Here is an 18649-nt window from a genome sequence, read left to right on the forward strand (position 1 = left end):
AACGCTGTTTTTCACCCAAACAACCCAGCAGCGATATTGACCGAGAATCCAAGAATCGCGGTGTTGAACAAAAAACCGATCAGCGACTGCGCCAGCACGACCTTGCGCATACCCCGAGTGGCGACGCCCACATCCGACGTTTGCACCGCGACGCCGAGGGTGAACGAGAAATACAGGAAGTCCCAATAGGTGGGCGTTTCAAGACCTTCGGCAAACCGCAGCGCAGGTTCCTTACCGTTCCAGGTGTAGAACAGCCGGGCGTAATGCACGCTGAAGATGACGCCGATCAACAGCCAGGAGCCAATGACCGTCAACCCGGTAAAGCCGTAGTGCAGCAGCCTGCGACTGGTGTCCAGTTCTTTGCTGCCAGCCAGTTCGAAGGTGATGGCGGCGAGGCTGGCGATGGCCGCGAAGCAGACGATGAACAGCACCAGCCCGGCGTTTTCGTCTTCTATCTCGGCAATGCGTCTGACGTCGCTGGCTTTTGACCGGACGGTGAGCCAGATCATCAGCACCAGATAACTCCAGACGCCGGCGTTCCAGCCGATGAGCGTTTTGCTGATGAGCGTGTCGGCCGGTGCCAGGATGCCGACGGCCACCCCGAGCAGGGTGGCAGCGGTGAGGCGAGGGTGGGTGCGCAGAAGGTGGGGCATGCAGGCTCGATACGTCGGGGCTTTGCCATCACCTTAGCCCAGCGCGGTCCGTTGTGACCACAAGGTGGACGCCAATGGGATCGAATGTGAGAGCGGGCTTGCTCGCGAAGGCGGACTGTCAGTCAACATCAATGCTGAATGTGATGACCTCTTCGCGAGCAAGCCCGCTCCTACATCAGGTTGGTGTTGTTACTTGGATGTCCTTATGTCGCTTGCGGACCAGTTTCATCACCACTACAAAAAACACCGGCACAAACACCACGGCCAACGTCGCCGTGATCATGCCGCCGATCACACCCGTGCCGATGGCTTGCTGGCTCGCTGAGCTTGCGCCAGTGGCAATGGCCAGTGGCACGACGCCGAGGATGAACGCCAGTGAGGTCATGACAATCGGCCGCAGACGCAAGCGAGCGGCTTGCACCGTGGCGTCAATCAGGTCATGGCCCTCGTCGTACAGGCTCTTGGCGAACTCGATGATCAGAATCGCGTTTTTCGCCGACAAGCCGATGATGGTGATCAGCCCGACCTTGAAGAACACGTCGTTGGGCATCCCGCGCAAGGTCACGGCCAATACCGCACCCAGCACACCCAGCGGCACCACCAGCAGCACTGAAGTCGGTATCGACCAGCTCTCGTACAGCGCCGCCAGGCACAGAAACACGATCAGCAACGACAGCCCCAGCAGAATCGGCGCCTGGCTGCCGGACAGGCGTTCCTGCAACGACAACCCGGTCCATTCCTGACCCAGGCCCTGCGGCAGTTGCGCGACCAGTCGCTCGATTTCGGCCATGGCTTCACCGGTGCTGTGGCCGGCAGTCGGCTCACCGGAAATGCTGATGGCCGGGTAGCCGTTGTACCGCGTCAACTGCGCCGGGCCCTGGGTCCATCGGGCCTGGACGAACGCGGACAGCGGCACCATTTTTCCGGCGTTGTTGCGCACATGGAACTTCAGCAAGTCGGCAACCTGGCTGCGTTGATCACCTTCAGCCTGCACCATCACCCGCTGCATCCGGCCCTGGTTGGGGAAGTCGTTGATGTAGGCCGAACCCACGGCGGTGGACAACACATTGCCGATATCGGCAAACGAAACGCCCAAGGCGTTGGCCTGTTTGCGGTCGATCTCCAGTTGCACTTGCGGCGCTTCGGCCAGGGCGCTTTCGCGCACGTTCATCAGGATCGGGCTTTTCTCTGCCGCTGCCAGCAACTCGGTGCGGGCCTCCATCAGCGCGGCATGGCCAAGACCGCCACGGTCTTGCAGGCGGAACTCGAAGCCGCTGGACGTGCCGAGGCCATCCACGGGCGGCGGCAACACGGAATAGGCCACCGCGTCCTTGATCTGGCTGAGGCCAATGTTGGCCCGGTCGGCGATCGAGGCAGCCGAATCTTCATGGCCGCGCTCAGACCAGTCCTTGAGCGTGGTGAACGCCAGCGCGGCGTTCTGGCCACTGCCGGAGAAACTGAAACCCAGAATCACCGTGCTGTCGCCCACGCCCGGCTCGCCGGCGTTGTGTGCTTCGATCTGTTCCACCACCTGCACCGTGCGATTCTTGCTGGCACCCGGTGGTAACTGGATGTCGGTGATGGTGTAGCCCTGGTCTTCGACCGGCAGGAACGAGGAGGGCAGGCGACTGAAGCACAGGCCCAGCGCAATCAGCAGCAAGCCGTAGATCAGCAGGTAACGACCGCTGCGTTTCAGCGCATAGACCACCCAGCCTTGATAGCGTGCGGTCAATTGTTCGAAACGCCGGTTGAACCAGCCGAAGAAGCCACCCTTGGCATGATGCTCACCCTTGGCGATGGGTTTGAGCAACGTGGCGCACAGGGCCGGGGTCAAGGTCAGGGCGAGGAACGCCGAGAACAGGATCGAGGTGGCCATCGACAGCGAGAACTGTTGGTAAATCACCCCCACGGAACCCTGCATGAATGCCATCGGGATAAACACCGCCACCAGCACCAGGGTGATACCGATAATCGCCCCAGTGATCTGGCCCATGGCCTTGCGGGTGGCCTCTTTGGGCGACAGGCCTTCCTCGGTCATGATCCGCTCGACGTTCTCCACCACCACGATGGCGTCATCCACCAGAATGCCGATGGCCAGGACCATGCCGAACATCGTCAGCACGTTGATCGAGAAGCCCAGCGCCAACATGGTCGCGAAGGTGCCCATCAGCGCCACCGGCACCACCAGGGTGGGGATCAGCGTGTAGCGGATGTTTTGCAGGAACAGGAACATCACCGCGAACACCAGCAACATCGCCTCGCCCAGGGTGTAGACCACTTTGGTGATCGAGACCTTGACGAACGGCGAGGTGTCGTACGGGATCTTGTATTCCACGCCGGCCGGGAAGTAGCGTGCCAGTTCGTCCATCTTCTCGCGCACCAGGGTTGCGGTGCTCAGGGCGTTGGCGCCGGGCGACAACTGCACGCTGACGGCGGTCGACGGCTTGCCGTTGAGGCGGGTGGAGAACTGGTATTCCTGGCTGCCGATTTCGACCCGCGCCACATCACCGACGCGCACGGTGGAGCCGTCCGGGTTGGCGCGCAGCACGATGTCGGCGAACTCTTGCGGCGTCGACAGTTGGCCTTTGACCAACACCGTCGCGGTGATTTCCTGCGTGGTGCGCGCCGGCAGGTCGCCGATGCTGCCAGCCGAGACCTGGGCGTTCTGCGCAACAATCGCGGCATTCACATCGGCTGGGGTCAGGTTGAAGCCGATCAGCTTCTGTGGGTCGATCCAGATCCGCATGGCGCGCTCGGCGCCATACAACTGGGCCTTGCCGACACCGTCAAGGCGCTTGATTTCGTTCATCACGTTGCGCGCCAGGTAATCGCTGAGCGCCACGTCGTCGAGCTTGCCATCACTGGAGGTCAGGGTAATCAGCAGCAGAAACCCGGCCGACACTTTTTCGACCTGTAACCCTTGCTGGGTCACCGCTTGCGGCAGGCGTGACTCGACAACCTTGAGGCGGTTCTGCACGTCAACCTGGGCCATTTCCGGGTCGGTGCCGGGTTGGAACGTCGCGGTGATCGTGGCGTTGCCGAGGCTGCTCTGGGATTCAAAGTAAAGCAGGTGGTCGGCGCCGTTGAGTTCTTCCTCGATCAGGCTGACCACGCTTTCGTCGATGGTTTGCGCTGACGCGCCGGGATACGTCGCATAAATTTCGACTTTGGGCGGCGCGACGTTGGGGTACTGCGCCACGGGCAATTGCGGAATGGCCAGAGCACCTGCCAACAAGATGAACAGTGCGACCACCCAGGCGAATACGGGGCGGTCGATAAAGAAGTGCGGCATAAAGTCTGCTTCCTGGCTACTGGCCTGAAACCTGGGCGAGGGGAAGAGGGGTGTCGTCGATCTGCACTTTTTCGCCGGGGCGGGCGTGTTGCAGTCCTTCGACGACAATGCGATCGCCGGGTTTGAGGCCGCCGGTGACGATCCAGCGATCCTTTTGCACCGACGCCAGTTGCACCGGTTGCAGGCTGACGCGGGCGTCGGCATCCAGCAACAGCACCTGGGCGATGCCGGCACTGTCGCGCTGGATGGCCCGTTGCGGCACGCTGATGCCTTGCTGATTCACTGCTTGTTCCAGACGCACGCGAATGAAGCTGCCGGGCAGCAGGTCGAGGTCCGGGTTGGGGAACTCGCTGCGCACAATGATCTGGCCGGTGCTCGGGTCGACGCTGATGTCAGCGAACAGCAATTTGCCGGGCAATGGGTACAGGCTGCCGTCATCCTGAATCAAGGTGGCCTTGGCCTGGTCCTGGCCGACCTGCTGCAACTGCCCGGAGCGGAAGGCGCGGCGCAGGTCGTTGAGCTCGCGGGTCGACTGGGTCAGGTCGGCGTGGATCGGGTTCAACTGCTGGATCAGTGCCAGCGGTGTACTTTCGTTCTGGCCGACCAGCGCGCCTTCGGTGACCAGCGCACGGCCGACCCGGCCGGAAATCGGCGCAGTGACGGTGGCGTAACCCAGGTTCAGCTTGGCCCGTTGCACGGCGGCCTGATTGGCCGCCACATCTGCGGCCGTCTGCCGGGCTGTGGCGCGGGCGTTGTCGTAATCCTGGGCGCTGATGGCGTTGCCTTCGATCAACTGGGCATAGCGCTGCTCTTGCAGGCGCGCCTGGAAGGCATTGGCCTCGGCTTTACGCAGTGCCGCTTGTGCGCTGTCCAGGTCGGCCTTGAACGGTGCCGGATCGATGCGAAACAGGACGTCGCCCTGTTTGACGTCGCTGCCTTCGCGAAAGGTGCGCTGCAACACCACGCCAGCGACCCGCGCACGGACTTCGGCAATCCGTGGCGCGGCGATGCGTCCGCTTAGTTCGCTGGTGATCGACAGTGGCCGGGCTTCGATGGTTTCGATGCGCACAGTGGCCAGTGGCGCTTGTTCTTCGGCGGTTGAGGACTTGTCACACGCGCTCAGCGTGAATGCCAGTGCAATCAGGCCAAGCTTCGCAAACAGGTTTTTTGACATGTGGATACCCCAATAATGACCCCGGCATGCTACGGGCAGGCGACGAGGGTAGCGGTGAAGCTTTGTAGGTGCTGTGTGAAATTGTGTGAAGGTTTTGCTCGTGAGTGCGTGAGGCCGTATATCCTTTGCGCCTTGATTTCTTTTGCGACTGACAGGCCGCCTTCGCGAGCAAGCCCGCTCCCACATTTGATCGGTGGTGTTCACGAAACCTGTGTTCACATGCAATCCATTGTGGGAGCGGGCTTGCTCGCGAAGAGTTCGTAACAGTCACCACAGCATTCCCTGGAAACACCCATGCCCAACATCCTGCTGGTCGAAGACGACAGCGCACTCTCCGAACTGATCGCCAGCTACCTGGAACGCAACGGTTACCAGGTCAGCGTGATCAGCCGTGGCGACCACGTGCGTGAACGTGCGCGGGTCACCCCGCCGGACCTGGTGATCCTCGACCTGATGCTGCCGGGCCTGGATGGCCTGCAAGTCTGCCGCTTGCTGCGCGCCGACTCGGCAACCCTGCCGATCCTCATGCTCACCGCCCGCGACGACAGCCACGATCAGGTGTTGGGCCTGGAGATGGGCGCCGACGACTATGTCACCAAACCGTGCGAGCCGCGTGTGTTGCTGGCGCGGGTGCGGACCTTGCTGCGGCGCAGCAGTCTGAACGAACCACAGGCGGCCAGCGACCGGATTCTCATGGGCAACCTGTGTATCGACCTTTCGGAGCGCACCGTGAGCTGGCGCGATCAACTGGTCGAACTCTCCAGCGGTGAATACAACTTGCTGGTGGTGCTGGCCCGGCACGCGGGTGAAGTGTTGAGCCGCGACCAGATCCTGCAACGCTTGCGCGGCATTGAGTTCAACGGCACGGATCGTTCGGTGGACGTGGCAATTTCCAAGTTGCGACGCAAGTTCGACGACCACGCCGGCGAAGCGCGCAAGATCAAGACCGTGTGGGGCAAGGGTTATCTGTTCAGCCGTTCCGAGTGGGAATGCTGAGACCATGCTGCGGATTCTGATTCGGCTGTACCTGATTACGATCGTTACATTCAGCGCGGCGATCTATCTGGTACCGGACCTGGTGATCAAGGTCTTCCACGAGCGCTTCCAGAATTACAACCTGGACCACTCCCGTGGCTTGCAGACCCTGATCGTCAAGCAGTTCCACGCACTGCCGACCGAGCAGTGGTCGGCGCTGGCCACCCAGATGGATCAGGATTTTCGCCCGCTGCACGTGGCATTGGTGCGTAACGACGACGCGGATTTCACGCTGTACGAAACCGAACGCTTGCAGCGCGGTGAAAACGTGGTGCGCCTTGGCGACTGGGGTTGGCGCACGCTGACGGTAGCGCCGCTGAATGAACAACTGGCGGTCAAGTTGACCGTTCCCCCGGACCCGCTGGACGTGAACCTGCTCTACTGGAGCATCAACGTACTGATCGGTGCGGCGCTGCTGGCCTGCCTGCTGATTTGGCTGCGCCCGCACTGGCGTGACCTGGAGCGCCTGAAGGCGACCGCCGAACGTTTCGGTAAAGGGCACTTGAGCGAACGCACACAGATCCGGCCGAGTTCGAACATTGGCAGCCTGGCCCATGTGTTCGACACCATGGCCGGTGACATCGAGAACCTGTTGAACCAGCAGCGCGACTTGCTCAACGCGGTTTCCCATGAGCTTCGCACGCCGCTGACGCGTCTGGATTTCGGCCTTGCGCTGGCGTTGTCCGATGACTTGCCGGCCACCAGTCGCGAGCGGTTGCAGGGCCTGGTCGCGCATATTCGCGAACTGGATGAACTGGTGCTGGAGTTGCTGTCTTACAGCCGACTTCAAAACCCAGCGCGGTTGCCGGAGCAGGTCGACGTATCGCTGGACGAGTTCATCGACAGTATTTTGGGCAGCGTCGATGAAGAACTTGAGTCGCCGGACATCGTCATTGATGTGCTGCTGCACGGCCAGCTTGAGCGCTTCACACTTGACCCACGCCTCACCGCCCGTGCTATCCAGAACCTGCTGCGCAATGCCATGCGCTACTGCGAAAAGCGCATTCAGATTGGCGTGCAGGTGTGTGCCAGGGGCTGTGAAATCTGGGTCGATGACGACGGTATCGGTATTCCGGACGACGAGCGCGAGCGGATTTTCGAACCCTTCTATCGGCTGGATCGCAGCCGTGACCGCGCCACGGGTGGCTTTGGCCTGGGCCTGGCCATCAGCCGCCGGGCTCTTGAGGCCCAGGACGGCACACTGACCGTCGAAGCGTCACCGTTGGGCGGGGCGCGGTTCAGGTTGTGGCTGCCGGCACCTGTTTGAAGAAACCTGCGGCACTCTGCGTCCACCGCGACGCAGAGCGTTATCGCAGGTATTACGGGGCTACCCCCGAGAATAGTCAGATCTCGTTGCTGGTAATCAAATCCACTCCGGCCAACTGCATCCGTTCGATGGCATCGGCCAGCGAGCCGCCCAAGTCAATCGCCCGGCAAGCAGCCAGTACGACAAAGGTTTTGAAGCCTGCTGCCCGCGCATCCAGCGCCGAGAACATCACGCAAAAATCCAGTGCCAGGCCCACCAGATAGACGGTGTCGATGCCCCGCTCCTTGAGATAGCCCGCCAGCCCTGTGGTGGTCTTGCGGTCTGCTTCCAGAAACGCCGAATAGCTGTCGATATCCGGGTTACAGCCTTTGCGGATGATTAACTGGGCGTGCGGCAGGTCCAGGTCCTTATGTAATTGGGCACCCTGAGTGTCTTGCACGCAGTGCCGGGGCCAAAGGGTTTGTGCGCCGTAAGGCAATTGAATGACATCGTAGGGTTTGGCCCCAGGATGGCTGGAGGCAAAAGAAGCATGAGCGTCGGGATGCCAGTCCTGGGCAATAATCACGTGTTTGAACTGACGGCCCAGGCGATTGATCAACGGGACAATCAAATCGCCTTCAGGTACTGGCAGTTGGCCGCCAGGGATGAAGTCGTTCTGTACGTCGATGACCAGCAACGCGGTTCGGGATTGGATGGTCTGAGCGCAAAGGATTGTCATGCCGGTGTACCTCCTTGTCGTTGAAACCTCAAGCATAGCGGCAAGCCCCATGTTCGGTTTTTGACTTTCAAGGAGGCGACGATGGTTGATGCCAGTAGCGAAGGCTTGGCGATGAGCGCCGCAGTCCCGCTTTTGGCCGATGCACTGCCTTACGGCCGCTGGCGCTGACTTGGTATAGTCCGGGCTTCATTTTTCGCTCCAGTAAGGATCACTGCCATGTCCGAATACCAAGCCTTTCGCGTCGAACTGAAGGACAAGATCGCCCATGTGCAGATCAACCGTCCGGAAAAAATCAACGCCATGAACGCGGTGTTCTGGACCGAAATCGTTGATATCTTCCAATGGATCGACGACACCGATGAAGTCCGTGCGGTCGTGATCAGCGGGGCGGGCAAGCATTTCTCTTCCGGCATCGACCTGATGCTGCTGGCCTCGGTGGCCAATGAAATGGGCAAGGACGTGGGCCGTAATGCGCGTTTGCTGCGCCGCAAAATTTTGCAGATGCAGGCGTCTTTCAACGCCGTCGACAACTGCCGCAAGCCGGTATTGGCGGCGATTCAGGGCTATTGCCTGGGCGGGGCCATCGACCTGATTTCCGCGTGCGATATGCGTTACGCTGCCGAAGACGCGCAGTTCTCGATCAAGGAAATCGACATGGGCATGGCCGCCGACGTGGGCACTTTGCAGCGCTTGCCGCGCATCATCGGCGACGGCATGCTCCGCGAGCTGGCCTACACCGGACGTACCCTGGGCGCCGAAGAAGCGCGTAGCATTGGCCTGGTCAACCGCGTCTACCCGGACGTGGCCAGCCTGCTCGACGGCGTGATGGGCATCGCCCGCGAAATTGCCGCAAAGTCTCCGATTGCGATTGCCGGGACCAAGGAAATGATCACCTACATGCGCGACCACAGCATCAACGATGGCCTGGAATACATCGCCACCTGGAACGCCGCTATGCTTCAATCCACGGACCTGCGGGTGGCCATGGCCGCGTCGATGAGCAAGCAGAAACCTGAATTCCTGGATTGAGCCCACATGATTTCACGCTGGACCACGGCAGTACTCGATACCGATCAACCGGGTGGTTGGGCGGTGGCCCGCAGCCCCGAAGGTTTTCTGTGCGATGACAATGGTGCGTTGTTTCCACGTGAATGGCTGAAGCGCCAGGATCTGTCGATCCTGGCCGAGCATGGCATTGGTCACCTGGACGGCGAGCCGGTGTATCTGCTGGAGCTCAAGGCCCACAGCGATGTGCCGGGTTGCGGCTGGAAAGGCCTGCGGGCGTTCATGCTCGAGGGCGACCACACGGTTTACAAGGTGCTGGGCTATGCTGCGCAAATCGGCACCTGGGCGCGGGAGCATCGGTTCTGCGGTAACTGCGGTCAGCGTATGACCCAAGTACCGCGTGAACGGGCGATGTACTGCGAGCCCTGTGACTTGCGCAGCTATCCGCGAATTTCACCGAGCATGATCGTACTGATTACCCGTGGCGATGAAGTCCTGCTGGCGCGTTCACCGCGCTTTGTCACCGGGGTCTACAGCACGCTGGCCGGTTTCGCCGAGCCGGGGGAGTCGGCCGAGGATTGCCTGATTCGCGAGGTGCGCGAAGAAGTGCAGGTCGAGGTGAAGAACATTCAGTACCTGGGCAGCCAGTGCTGGCCGTTCCCGCATTCGATGATGCTCGGTTTTCACGCCGAGTACGCCGGCGGCGAGATTGTCCCGCAAGCCGACGAGATCGAAGATGCCCAGTGGTTCAGCATCTATGCGCTGCCGCCGTTGCCGGCGTCGCGCTCGATTGCCCGTTACCTGATCGACGTCTACGTGGCGCGGCGCTTAGGCCACGCTGAACCAGTGCTGCCAGGCTAGGCGCACGGTCAGGCCCAACACCACGGTAATGAACACCGGGCGAATGAACTTCGCCCCACCGCTGATGGCAGTGCGTGCGCCGAAGAATGCGCCGACCATCACCGACAGGCCCATGCTCAGGCCAATGATCCAGTCCACTTGCCCGGAAAAGATGAACACCGACAGCGCCGCGATGTTGCTGACGAAGTTCATGCTGCGCGCCACGCCACTGGCTTTCACCAGGTCGATGGGATAGAGCAGCAGGCTGCTGACGGTCCAGAATGCGCCGGTGCCGGGACCTGCCACGCCGTCGTAGAAACCGAGGCTGAAGCCCTGGGTCGACTGCCATTTCTTTTTGATCGGTGCGTCGCTGTCCAGCGGTGCTTTCGGCGTGCCTCCAAACAACAGGTACAGGCCGCAGGCGAAAACGATCACCGGGAGCATTTTGTTCAGCCATTCGGCGGGCAGGTAGTGGGCGACGATGGCGCCGGTCAGCGCACCGACGAGTGTCCCGACAATCGCATGCACCCACTGCCGTGGGTGGAACAGTTTGCGGCGGTAGAAGGTGAAACTGGCGGTGGCCGAGCCGAAGGTGGAACTGAGCTTGTTGGTGCCCAACACCAGGTGAGGCGGTAGCCCTGCCGTGAGCAGGGCCGGGGTGGTGAGCAAACCGCCACCGCCGGCAATCGCATCGATGAAGCCGGCAATGAAGGCGACAACGGCCAGAATGGCCAGTGTGGTGAGGTCTACGCTGAGTTCGAAAGGCATGGGATCGACTTATTCGGCGGAGGCGCAGAAGTGGCTGCGCCAAAGGCCGATATCTTACTCATAACCGCGAGGCACGGCGACCGCTCTGGAGCGCTTCGTTTAGAGCCAGAAGCTCACGGCGTACCAGCCCAGTGTCCCCATGACCACGGTGTAAGGCAGCGCCATCCAGACCATCCGCCCGTAGGACAAGCGAATCAGCGGTGCGATGGCCGAGGTCAGCAAAAACAGAAACGCCGCCTGACCGTTGGGCGTCGCCACGCTGGGCAGGTTGGTTCCGGTGTTGATGGCAATCGCCAGCGTCTCGAAATGCTCGCGGCTCATGTGGCCGGAAATGAACGCCTGTTTCACTTCGGTGATGTAAATGGTTGCCACGAACACGTTGTCGCTGATGGCGGACAGCAGGCCATTGGCGATAAACAGCATGCCCGGCTGCTGATCGGCCGGCAGCGCCAGCACCCACTGGATCAGCGGGGTGAACAGTTGTTGATCATGAATCACCGCCACCACCGCAAAAAACACCACCAGCAGGGCGGTGAAGGGCATTGCATCCTTGAAGGCGTTGCCGATGCGGTGCTCTTCAGTGATGCCGGTGAAAGCGGTGATCAGCACGATGACCATCAGGCCGATCAGCCCGACTTCGGCAATGTGCAGCGCCAGCCCGGCAATCAGGATCAGCGCCGCCAACCCTTGCACCAGCAACGCTGCGCGTTGGCGTGCGGTGCGTTCGGCGTTGTCTTGGGCCGCGTAATTGGCCAGTACCGCGCGTACATTGTCGGGCAGCAGGGTGCCGTAGCCGAACCAGCGCAGTTTTTCCAACAGTACGCAGGTCACCAGGCCCGCGACCAGCACGGGCAGTGAAACCGGGGCTACTTTCAGGAAGAACTCGGCGAAGTGCCAGCCCATTTCATGGCCAATCAACAGGTTTTGCGGCTCGCCGACCAAGGTGCACACGCCGCCCAGCGCCGTGCCGACGGCGCCGTGCATCAGCAGGCTGCGCAGAAAGGCGCGAAATTGCTCCAGGTCATCATGGTGCAAGGTGGGCAGGTGCTGGTCATCGCTGAATTCGCTGTCCTGGCGTGGGTCCGTGCCCGAGGCAACCCGGTGATACACCGAGTAAAACCCCACCGCAGCGCTGATGATCACGGCGGTGACGGTCAAGGCATCGAGAAAGGCCGAGAGGAACGCCGAGAGAAAGCAGAACATCAGCGCCAGCAACGCTTTGGAGCGAACGCCCAGCAACAGGCGCGAGAACAGAAACAGCAGCAGGTCTTTCATGAAGTAGATGCCGGCCACCATGAACATCAGCAACAGGATCACCGGAAAGTTGTGCAACAGTTCGTCATAGAGCGCCTGGGGCGTGGTCATGTTCAACAGCAGGGCTTGAACCACCAACAAGCCGCCGGGCATCAGCGGGTAGCACTTGAGCGCCATGGCCAGGGTGAAGATGAATTGCGCCACCAGCAGCCACCCGGCAGCTACCGGCCCGAGGGTCCAGAGGACCAGCGGGTTGAGAACGAGGAACGCAACAATGCTGGTTTTGTACCAGCGCGGCGAGTGCCCGAGGAAATTGTGTGCGAACGCCTGGGCCATGGAACCGGACATCGGTTGCTCCTTGTTTTAAGAAGCGCGCAACTTGCCGTAACAGAACCAGAAGATCAAGCGCTTGAATTTTGGCTTGGTGTCTGATGCTGGCCCAGATAACGCGTCACCACCGTACGGTAGTCGCCACCCAGCGAATAGCCAGCCACGCGTGCCAGAACAGTGTTTTTTCGACTCAGTGGCAAGCTTGCCAAACATGAGTACATGAACACTGTCTTGGCTCAAACGCCAACAACGCAGCACGGGCGCAGGCAACTAAGCCCGTAAGGGACGCTTGGCAAAGTTACACTAAGGCACGCCCGAGTGAAGTGCGGCAGTTGAATCAAAAAAAGGCGGATCACGCTCGGTGATCCGCCCTTTTTATTACAGCGGCATGGTCCACGATTGCAACTCGTAGCCTTCTTCGCACAACTCGGCGCGGGCTTGTTGCAGTACATTCGCCAGTTGTGTCGGGTCCGTGTAGGCGCTGCTTGGAATTTGTTTGCGACCGATGCGTGTGCTGGTGCGGTCGATGACGGTCAGGCTCAGTTCGCCGGTACCGTCCTGTGGGGCCCAGGCTACGCATTGAAACGGCTGGAATGCGTGGTTGGCAATCAAAAGAGCTTCGTTGATACGGAGCGGGGCGTTCATGGGGTCTTCTCTCTATGTGCCCAATCAAGTGATGTGCCGTCGGTTGGGCTTACCGTTCGGCTGGTTACTTGTACTGATGCCCGGAACAGGGGGGTGGGTCACACTCAATCAACAGAAATTTCAACTTTCTTTCACATGGCCGGTTTTGCAGGGTTTTTTGAAAGCTGAATGAAAGGTTGGAGTCGGTAGCTAACTAACGACCTGAGTTTTTATAACGGAATAGGTATTACCCCTATAGTCAAACGATACAAGGCGACGTCAAGTTCTTGCTAATGTTACAACCGGGTCAGCCAAATGACTGTTTCTAATAACATTTCCTAATTTTGGCGCCAAGGAACAGTCATGATCGAAGCTCCAGCGTTACGCCGCTTGCTCGTGGTCGATCCTTGTGACGATTGCCACCGCTTGCTGCCCGGTTTGCGCACCATCGGCTGGGACGTTGACAGTTGCGCGCTTGAAAACGCGGCCGACCGCACCTGTGATGTCGGCCTGTTGCGCCTGCAACCGTTTCATCTGGAGCGGCCCGAAGCGGTCAAGGAACTCATCAGCCGCAGTGGAACAGAGTGGATCGCTGTGCTCAGCCAGGAAGTCCTGCGCTTGCAGAACGTGGGCGATTTCGTGTGCGAGTGGTTCTTTGATTTCCATACGTTGCCGTTCGATGTCTCCAGGGTGCAGGTCACCCTGGGCCGAGCTTTCGGCATGGCACGCTTACGCGGCCAGGGCACGATTCATGTCAATCAGCCCGAGCATGAGCTTTTGGGCGATAGCCGCTCGATCCGTGAACTGCGCAAACTCCTGAGTAAGTTGGCACCCACCGAGTCCCCTGTGCTGATTCGTGGGGAAAGCGGCACCGGTAAAGAGTTGGTGGCGCGAACCCTGCATCGCCAATCACAACGCCACAGTAAACCGTTTGTGGCAATCAATTGCGGGGCCATACCCGAGCACTTGATCCAGTCTGAACTGTTCGGCCATGAGAAGGGTGCGTTTACCGGCGCCCATCAACGCAAGGTTGGGCGGATCGAGGCGGCTCATGGAGGTACCCTGTTTCTCGATGAAATTGGCGATCTGCCCTTGGAACTGCAAGCCAATCTGCTGCGTTTTCTTCAGGAAAAACACATCGAGCGAGTAGGCGGCAGCCAACCGATTCCCGTGGATGTCCGCGTGCTGGCGGCTACCCACGTCGACCTTGAAGCCGCTATCGAGAAAGGGCGTTTTCGTGAAGATTTGTACTATCGGCTCAACGTTTTGCAGGTGATTACCGCGCCGCTGCGAGAGCGCCACGGCGACTTATCAATGCTGGCTAACCATTTTTCCCATTTCTACAGCCAGGAAACCGGTCGCCGACCCCGCAGTTTCAGCGAGGACGCGCTGGTCGCCATGGGCAAACACGACTGGCCGGGCAATGTTCGCGAATTGGCCAACCGGGTGCGGCGTGGCCTGGTGCTGGCCGAAGGGCGGCAGATCGAGGCACGGGACCTGGGCCTGATCAGCCAGCAGGCAATTGCCACGCCCATGGGCACGCTTGAAGATTACAAGACCCGTGCCGAGCGCCAGGCCTTGTGCGATGTATTGAATCGGCACAGTGACAACCTCAGCGTTGCGGCCCGGGTACTGGGTGTGTCACGCCCGACGTTTTACCGACTGCTGCACAAACACCAGATCCGTTAGGGCGCGGCAACGTAAAAGGCCCGCTGCGATTGACGTCGCAGTGGGCCTTTTGCGTCATTGGTGTGGATCAGAAGTAGTACGGGAATTTCAGGCTGAAGGTGAAGTCCGGGGCGTCTGGCGTCAGTCCGATGGACAGGTTGGGCACTATGGTCAGGTTGTCGGTGGCCGCAACGGTCATGCCGACGTTGAAGTAACCGGCATTGGCGTCGCTGGACACCACCGATTGCCAACTGCCGCCGTTTTGCTTGAGCTTGCTTTGGCGTTGCACCAGATCAGACACCGAGAACGACATACTCATCTTCTCGTTCAACGCAAAGGCTACGCCCGCGCCGATCTGGAAGCTGTCGCCCAGCTTTACTTTGCCAGGGGTTTTGATGTTGACCCTGGAACTGATGTCGTCGAACGACTCTTCCAGGTTATGCGTGTAGGAAAGGGTACCAAAGAGCACGGCCGGGTCGAAGGTCTTGACCAGCGAGATGCCCGGCGTGATCGACCAGACACCGTTGCCGGTAGGCAGGTCGTCCGGTACGAACAGGTTGGTGTTAGGCCCGGTCTGGCGCAGTTTGATCCCGAACGGGTCCTTGCCGGTAGGTGCCTTGACCCGCAGGGTAACCACGGCGTCCGGGTAGTTGACCGATTCGTCGAGGAATTTGTAGGCAACACCGAAGTTCACGTCACCAATGGTCGGATCCTGCGTCACGTCCTGTTCGCTGAGTGCGCCTGCGTCACCGCCTGCCGCACCGCCGGACTGGTAGGTCGACTCGCGGTAGATCACCGGCACGTTCACGTCGAACTGCCATCGGTTGTTGAGGTTGTAGCGGCCCGTGAGGTCGAGGGTCCAGTTATCGGCCTTGATACGGTCGAGGTTGATGTTGCCCAGGAAGATCGAGTCCAGCGCGAGGAACCCGTTGAGAATCAATTGCCGGGTGTCATAACGCGAATAGGTCAGCCCGGTTTCGAAACTGAATTTACCCCCGCCAAAGAACCCGCTGGCCTCGTCATAGAGGTTGGAAACACTCTGTGCGGGTTGGGAATCGTCTTGCAGCGATTGCCCGTATGAACCGCCCGTGGCCCCAGCTCCCCCTGCTGCGCCCCCTGACGCCGCTTTGGCACCTGTTCTCGCAACCTGTTGGTTGCCTTTCATGTCTGCTGGCGACTTGGCCAGACGTTTAGGGGGAGGGGAGGCTGGTTGATCTTCTACCTGACGAACCCGTTGCTCGAGTACCGCCAGCGCCTTCTGTTGCACTTCGTACCGCTGCTTCAACTCCAGAAGTTCCTGTTTGAGGGTCTCTACATCCCCATTCGGCGCTGCTTGCAGCAGCGCCGCCGGGAAGAGAGTGCTCAGACACACAACTGCGCGTAGTGACACCGATCGATACATGAAATAAGCCGTCCCTTAAAGCCTAATGGTCGAGACTCAGCGTAGTTCAATATCCCATATTGCGTAGTCCTTTGAGTTGCGTCAGGTTGCAGTCCAATGCACCGGGACTTGGGCCGTTGTTATTCAGCACGACACTGAGTTGCGTCAGGTTGTTGACCATGTTGCTGTTGCCCAGCAACCGGGTGTTCTGCAGCAAGCCGCCCTGAGCGACCTGTTGCAGGGCACTGCCCTGATTGTTGTTGGCCTGAATGGCCATTTGAATGCCGCTGCCGGTGGCTGAAACCGCAATGGAGCCTGCCGCGTTGTTAGCGCTGATGGTTTGACCGGCAGTCAGGACCTGGCCGGGCGGGGTCACGATAGGAGGAGGGCTGTTGCTTTCTTTCACATCAATGGCAACGTTGTTGTAAGCCGAGTTGCCATCACCTGCGGCACGCACACTTTGGGTGATGCCCTGGGTGCTGCTCAACGCCGCTCCCCCGATCACATTGCCAGTGCCTTGCAGGGCAGGGGTGCCGTTACCGGTCTGCTTGATGGTTGAGACATAAAATTCGGGCTTGATGGTGGCAGCCTGAATCTGCAGGGCGCTTGATGCGCCGATCAGGTCGCCGCCGGCATTGCGCCAGGTACTGCTCATGACAACGCCGAAACTGATGATTCGCCCCGGCATGACATACCGACCACGCAGTTGGGCGAGTTCGGAATCCTTGATTTCTATCGGTTTGAATCCTGCACCCGCATACGCTGGGATGCTTGCTACCAGGCAGGCGGCGGCCAGCCAGTATGAACTTTTCATCTGCTGCTCCCGGAGCGTCCTGCCCCTTTATCTTTGTCAGGCACCTAAAAGAAGTCGCTCTGGATGAATCCAAAGTCCATCAGTTCTGCGTCATTGACGGGATTGAAACCATTGAGTTTGTTTCGTGCAGTCAACGGTTCGGGCGGGTCGAGCAAGGCATTGCCCTTGTCGTAACCGGGTCCGATAATCGCAAACACAATGCCGTTCCAGCCTTTGACAAAGTCCTCGTGGGAGTAGCGTTTATGGCCTAGTACCGGGTCGCCAACGTAGACCCAGTCTTTTTGTGCGCGCTGCAACACCACGAAGTGCTTGTAACCACGAATGTCTATCAGGACCACGACCGGAATCGTCACAGCCTCCAGTTTTTCGGGAGGGATCCGGTAGCCCCGGGCACGCATGCCGATGCTTTCTATGTAGCGCTTCATGTCCAGCATGGAGAAACCTTGAGTACGAACAAGGTTCTGGTCTGCCTTGACCAGCATGCCTTTGATGATGTGCTCCTCATCGACGTCGAGCCAGTAGGCTTGGCGTAACACCGTTGCCAGTGCGGCAGCGCCGCAGCTGAAGTCGGTTTTTTGTTCGATCAGGTCGCTGAATTTGCGCTCACGAATACTTTGCACATGCTTGTAGACAGTAACGCCGCCGGGAAGAATCGAGACGGGCATCTGTGCGGCCTGAGTCAGGCCGGCCAGGCTAAGCAGGAAGGTGAGGGCAGCAACTCGCATGGTCGATCCGCCTTGTGGGGACTGTAGAAAAGCCCCGTTTCCGGGGCTTCTTGATCATCGCAGTTAGAAAGTGTTGCCGCCTTGGCAGGCTTTGCAACCAGCAGCGATGGACAGCGAGTTGCTTTGTTGGTTGCCCGAGCCTGCTGAAACGTTGGCACCGCCGTTACCCGAGAAGCCATTCATCGAGTTGGTCATGCTGGCGTTGTTGACCACTGGGTTTTTCCAGCCATCTTTGGTCAGCACTTGCCAGGTGGCATAGCCAGCCAGTTGGAAGTTCCCTTCTTCGTGGAAGGTCAGCTTGTCGCCTTTGTTGCCTCCATTTCTGTCGTCGCCACCATAGCCACCGTGGTTGTCTTTATCTTCGACATACCCTTTGCCGTCGCCTTCGTATTTGCCAGCCGCATAGAAGGTGCTGCGCAGCGTGTCTGTTTTGTAGGTACGGTCAGCTTTGTTGCTCACATCCAGACCGCCGGAGTATTGGTTGGCACTGGCGGATGCTGTTGCAACACGCCCACCAGACACGGCAATAGCCAGGTTGTTTTTCTGTTGGTTGAAGTCGCCGGCAGTCACGTTGATGCCAATGTTGCCGGAGCCGCCGTTACCAGTGCTGTTGAGCGTGGCGTTATTTTTAGTGGAGTGATTTTTGACGGTGTTATCGGTGTTGTACTGATTCGCGTAGGACTGTGCATCAGCAGAACCGAAGATGAAGCTTTCATCAGCGGTAGCAATAGCTGCGGCGTTGTCTTGTTGGTTGCCGTCACCGGCCGCCACGTTAGCGCCCATGTTGCCGTTGGAACCGTTCAGGGAGTTGTCAGCCTTGGCAGTGTTTTCGGTGGCCTGGTTGCGCACCGAGTTGTCCTCGCTGGTTTGCTCGTCCCCAACATAGGCGCTAGCGCCAGAGTTGATTGAAAGTTTCTGTTCCCAGGTTGGGCCGTCATGCCTGTGATGGTCCTGGTGGTGACGGCCGTTATCGGTACCGCCGGCTTGTGCCGCTATTGCCATGACGGAGGCCAGGGCAAAGACCAGTGGTTTGAGAGCCATTGTAGGTTTCATGGTGTTTCTCCGTGCTTATTAGTTGGTTAAGTATTGGTACTTTCTAAT

The 18649-nt window shown here is 59.6% G+C and carries 16 protein-coding genes; 5 read left to right on the forward strand and 11 right to left on the reverse strand.

The annotated features are described in order from the left end of the window. Window positions 1-11: 11 nt before the first annotated feature. The 3 genes from AC1Z1G_RS12660 to AC1Z1G_RS12670 all read right to left on the reverse strand — a co-directional run bounded on the left by AC1Z1G_RS12660 (window position 12) and on the right by AC1Z1G_RS12670 (window position 5119). Window positions 12-653, reverse strand: a complete 642-nt coding sequence (locus AC1Z1G_RS12660) for a DUF1345 domain-containing protein (RefSeq protein ID WP_483627399.1) — start codon at window positions 651-653, stop codon at window positions 12-14. Window positions 654-828: 175 nt separating this feature from the next. Beyond that, a complete protein-coding gene (locus tag AC1Z1G_RS12665; RefSeq protein ID WP_483627401.1) occupies window positions 829-3945 on the reverse strand; it encodes a multidrug efflux RND transporter permease subunit in 3117 nt (1038 codons plus the stop codon). Window positions 3946-3961: 16 nt separating this feature from the next. Then, window positions 3962-5119 (reverse strand): efflux RND transporter periplasmic adaptor subunit, encoded by a 1158-nt coding sequence (locus tag AC1Z1G_RS12670; RefSeq protein WP_483627403.1) that lies wholly within the window; start codon window positions 5117-5119, stop codon window positions 3962-3964. A 294-nt stretch (window positions 5120-5413) separates the two neighbouring features. Here AC1Z1G_RS12670 and AC1Z1G_RS12675 point away from each other — a divergent pair, with 294 nt between their 5' ends. Then, window positions 5414-6115 (forward strand): response regulator, encoded by a 702-nt coding sequence (locus AC1Z1G_RS12675; protein ID WP_483627405.1) that lies wholly within the window; start codon window positions 5414-5416, stop codon window positions 6113-6115. Window positions 6116-6119: 4 nt separating this feature from the next. Further along, window positions 6120-7421 carry an ATP-binding protein gene (locus tag AC1Z1G_RS12680; RefSeq protein ID WP_483627407.1) on the forward strand — a complete coding sequence of 434 codons (1302 nt, stop codon included), beginning with the start codon at window positions 6120-6122 and terminating at the stop codon, window positions 7419-7421. Window positions 7422-7497: 76 nt separating this feature from the next. On the opposite strand, the gene pncA is transcribed toward AC1Z1G_RS12680, so the two are convergent. Then, complete coding sequence (gene pncA, locus AC1Z1G_RS12685; RefSeq protein ID WP_483627408.1) at window positions 7498-8139, reverse strand: bifunctional nicotinamidase/pyrazinamidase; 642 nt, start codon at window positions 8137-8139, stop codon at window positions 7498-7500. Window positions 8140-8355: 216 nt separating this feature from the next. Here pncA and AC1Z1G_RS12690 point away from each other — a divergent pair, with 216 nt between their 5' ends. Together AC1Z1G_RS12690 and nudC are read left to right on the forward strand one after the other, a co-directional pair. After that, window positions 8356-9168, forward strand: coding sequence for a crotonase/enoyl-CoA hydratase family protein (locus AC1Z1G_RS12690; RefSeq protein WP_483627410.1), 813 nt, complete (start codon window positions 8356-8358; stop codon window positions 9166-9168). Window positions 9169-9174: 6 nt separating this feature from the next. After that, window positions 9175-10005: an NAD(+) diphosphatase gene (gene nudC, locus AC1Z1G_RS12695; protein WP_483627412.1), complete on the forward strand. Its 831-nt coding sequence runs from the start codon at window positions 9175-9177 to the stop codon at window positions 10003-10005. Here the strand turns inward: nudC and AC1Z1G_RS12700 are convergent. The 3 genes from AC1Z1G_RS12700 to AC1Z1G_RS12710 all read right to left on the reverse strand — a co-directional run bounded on the left by AC1Z1G_RS12700 (window position 9973) and on the right by AC1Z1G_RS12710 (window position 12981). Continuing rightward, window positions 9973-10752, reverse strand: a complete 780-nt coding sequence (locus tag AC1Z1G_RS12700; protein ID WP_347905934.1) for a TSUP family transporter — start codon at window positions 10750-10752, stop codon at window positions 9973-9975. The genes nudC and AC1Z1G_RS12700 overlap by 33 nt on opposite strands. 99 nt (window positions 10753-10851) lie before the next feature. Continuing rightward, on the reverse strand, window positions 10852-12354 hold the full coding sequence (nhaB, locus tag AC1Z1G_RS12705) for a sodium/proton antiporter NhaB (protein ID WP_483627414.1): 1503 nt from the start codon (window positions 12352-12354) through the stop codon (window positions 10852-10854). A gap of 360 nt (window positions 12355-12714) precedes the next feature. Next, window positions 12715-12981, reverse strand: a complete 267-nt coding sequence (locus AC1Z1G_RS12710) for a hypothetical protein (protein WP_347905938.1) — start codon at window positions 12979-12981, stop codon at window positions 12715-12717. A 342-nt stretch (window positions 12982-13323) separates the two neighbouring features. Between AC1Z1G_RS12710 and AC1Z1G_RS12715 the strand changes: the two genes are divergently transcribed. Further along, window positions 13324-14649 (forward strand): sigma-54 dependent transcriptional regulator, encoded by a 1326-nt coding sequence (locus AC1Z1G_RS12715; protein WP_483627416.1) that lies wholly within the window; start codon window positions 13324-13326, stop codon window positions 14647-14649. Between the two features lie 67 nt (window positions 14650-14716). Here AC1Z1G_RS12715 and AC1Z1G_RS12720 read toward each other — a convergent pair whose 3' ends face one another. The 4 genes from AC1Z1G_RS12720 to AC1Z1G_RS12735 form a co-directional block, all read right to left on the reverse strand. Beyond that, the gene (locus AC1Z1G_RS12720; protein WP_483627417.1) at window positions 14717-16030 is read right to left on the reverse strand and encodes a hypothetical protein; all 1314 of its coding nucleotides are present in this window, start codon (window positions 16028-16030) and stop codon (window positions 14717-14719) included. A gap of 46 nt (window positions 16031-16076) precedes the next feature. Beyond that, the gene (locus AC1Z1G_RS12725) at window positions 16077-16823 is read right to left on the reverse strand and encodes a hypothetical protein (protein ID WP_483627419.1); all 747 of its coding nucleotides are present in this window, start codon (window positions 16821-16823) and stop codon (window positions 16077-16079) included. 44 nt (window positions 16824-16867) lie between these two features. Beyond that, on the reverse strand, window positions 16868-17548 hold the full coding sequence (locus tag AC1Z1G_RS12730; protein ID WP_483627421.1) for a C39 family peptidase: 681 nt from the start codon (window positions 17546-17548) through the stop codon (window positions 16868-16870). A gap of 63 nt (window positions 17549-17611) precedes the next feature. After that, entirely contained in the window at window positions 17612-18601 is a 990-nt protein-coding gene (locus AC1Z1G_RS12735) for a heme utilization protein (protein ID WP_483627423.1), read from the reverse strand. Window positions 18602-18649: the final 48 nt, after the last annotated feature.

It is taken from the genome of Pseudomonas sp. JL27(2026), assembly GCF_056933555.1.

Bases quoted from the DNA above. Each gene is read 5' to 3' on its own strand.
- AC1Z1G_RS12660 (WP_483627399.1), bottom strand. From the start codon at position 653: ATGCCCCACCTTCTGCGCACCCACCCTCGCCTCACCGCTGCCACCCTG.
- AC1Z1G_RS12665 (WP_483627401.1), bottom strand. From the start codon at position 3,945: ATGCCGCACTTCTTTATCGACCGCCCCGTATTCGCCTGGGTGGTCGCA.
- AC1Z1G_RS12670 (WP_483627403.1), bottom strand. From the start codon at position 5,119: ATGTCAAAAAACCTGTTTGCGAAGCTTGGCCTGATTGCACTGGCATTC.
- AC1Z1G_RS12675 (WP_483627405.1), top strand. From the start codon at position 5,414: ATGCCCAACATCCTGCTGGTCGAAGACGACAGCGCACTCTCCGAACTG.
- AC1Z1G_RS12680 (WP_483627407.1), top strand. From the start codon at position 6,120: ATGCTGCGGATTCTGATTCGGCTGTACCTGATTACGATCGTTACATTC.
- pncA (WP_483627408.1), bottom strand. From the start codon at position 8,139: ATGACAATCCTTTGCGCTCAGACCATCCAATCCCGAACCGCGTTGCTG.
- AC1Z1G_RS12690 (WP_483627410.1), top strand. From the start codon at position 8,356: ATGTCCGAATACCAAGCCTTTCGCGTCGAACTGAAGGACAAGATCGCC.
- nudC (WP_483627412.1), top strand. From the start codon at position 9,175: ATGATTTCACGCTGGACCACGGCAGTACTCGATACCGATCAACCGGGT.
- AC1Z1G_RS12700 (WP_347905934.1), bottom strand. From the start codon at position 10,752: ATGCCTTTCGAACTCAGCGTAGACCTCACCACACTGGCCATTCTGGCC.
- nhaB (WP_483627414.1), bottom strand. From the start codon at position 12,354: ATGTCCGGTTCCATGGCCCAGGCGTTCGCACACAATTTCCTCGGGCAC.
- AC1Z1G_RS12710 (WP_347905938.1), bottom strand. From the start codon at position 12,981: ATGAACGCCCCGCTCCGTATCAACGAAGCTCTTTTGATTGCCAACCAC.
- AC1Z1G_RS12715 (WP_483627416.1), top strand. From the start codon at position 13,324: ATGATCGAAGCTCCAGCGTTACGCCGCTTGCTCGTGGTCGATCCTTGT.
- AC1Z1G_RS12720 (WP_483627417.1), bottom strand. From the start codon at position 16,030: ATGTATCGATCGGTGTCACTACGCGCAGTTGTGTGTCTGAGCACTCTC.
- AC1Z1G_RS12725 (WP_483627419.1), bottom strand. From the start codon at position 16,823: ATGAAAAGTTCATACTGGCTGGCCGCCGCCTGCCTGGTAGCAAGCATC.
- AC1Z1G_RS12730 (WP_483627421.1), bottom strand. From the start codon at position 17,548: ATGCGAGTTGCTGCCCTCACCTTCCTGCTTAGCCTGGCCGGCCTGACT.
- AC1Z1G_RS12735 (WP_483627423.1), bottom strand. From the start codon at position 18,601: ATGAAACCTACAATGGCTCTCAAACCACTGGTCTTTGCCCTGGCCTCC.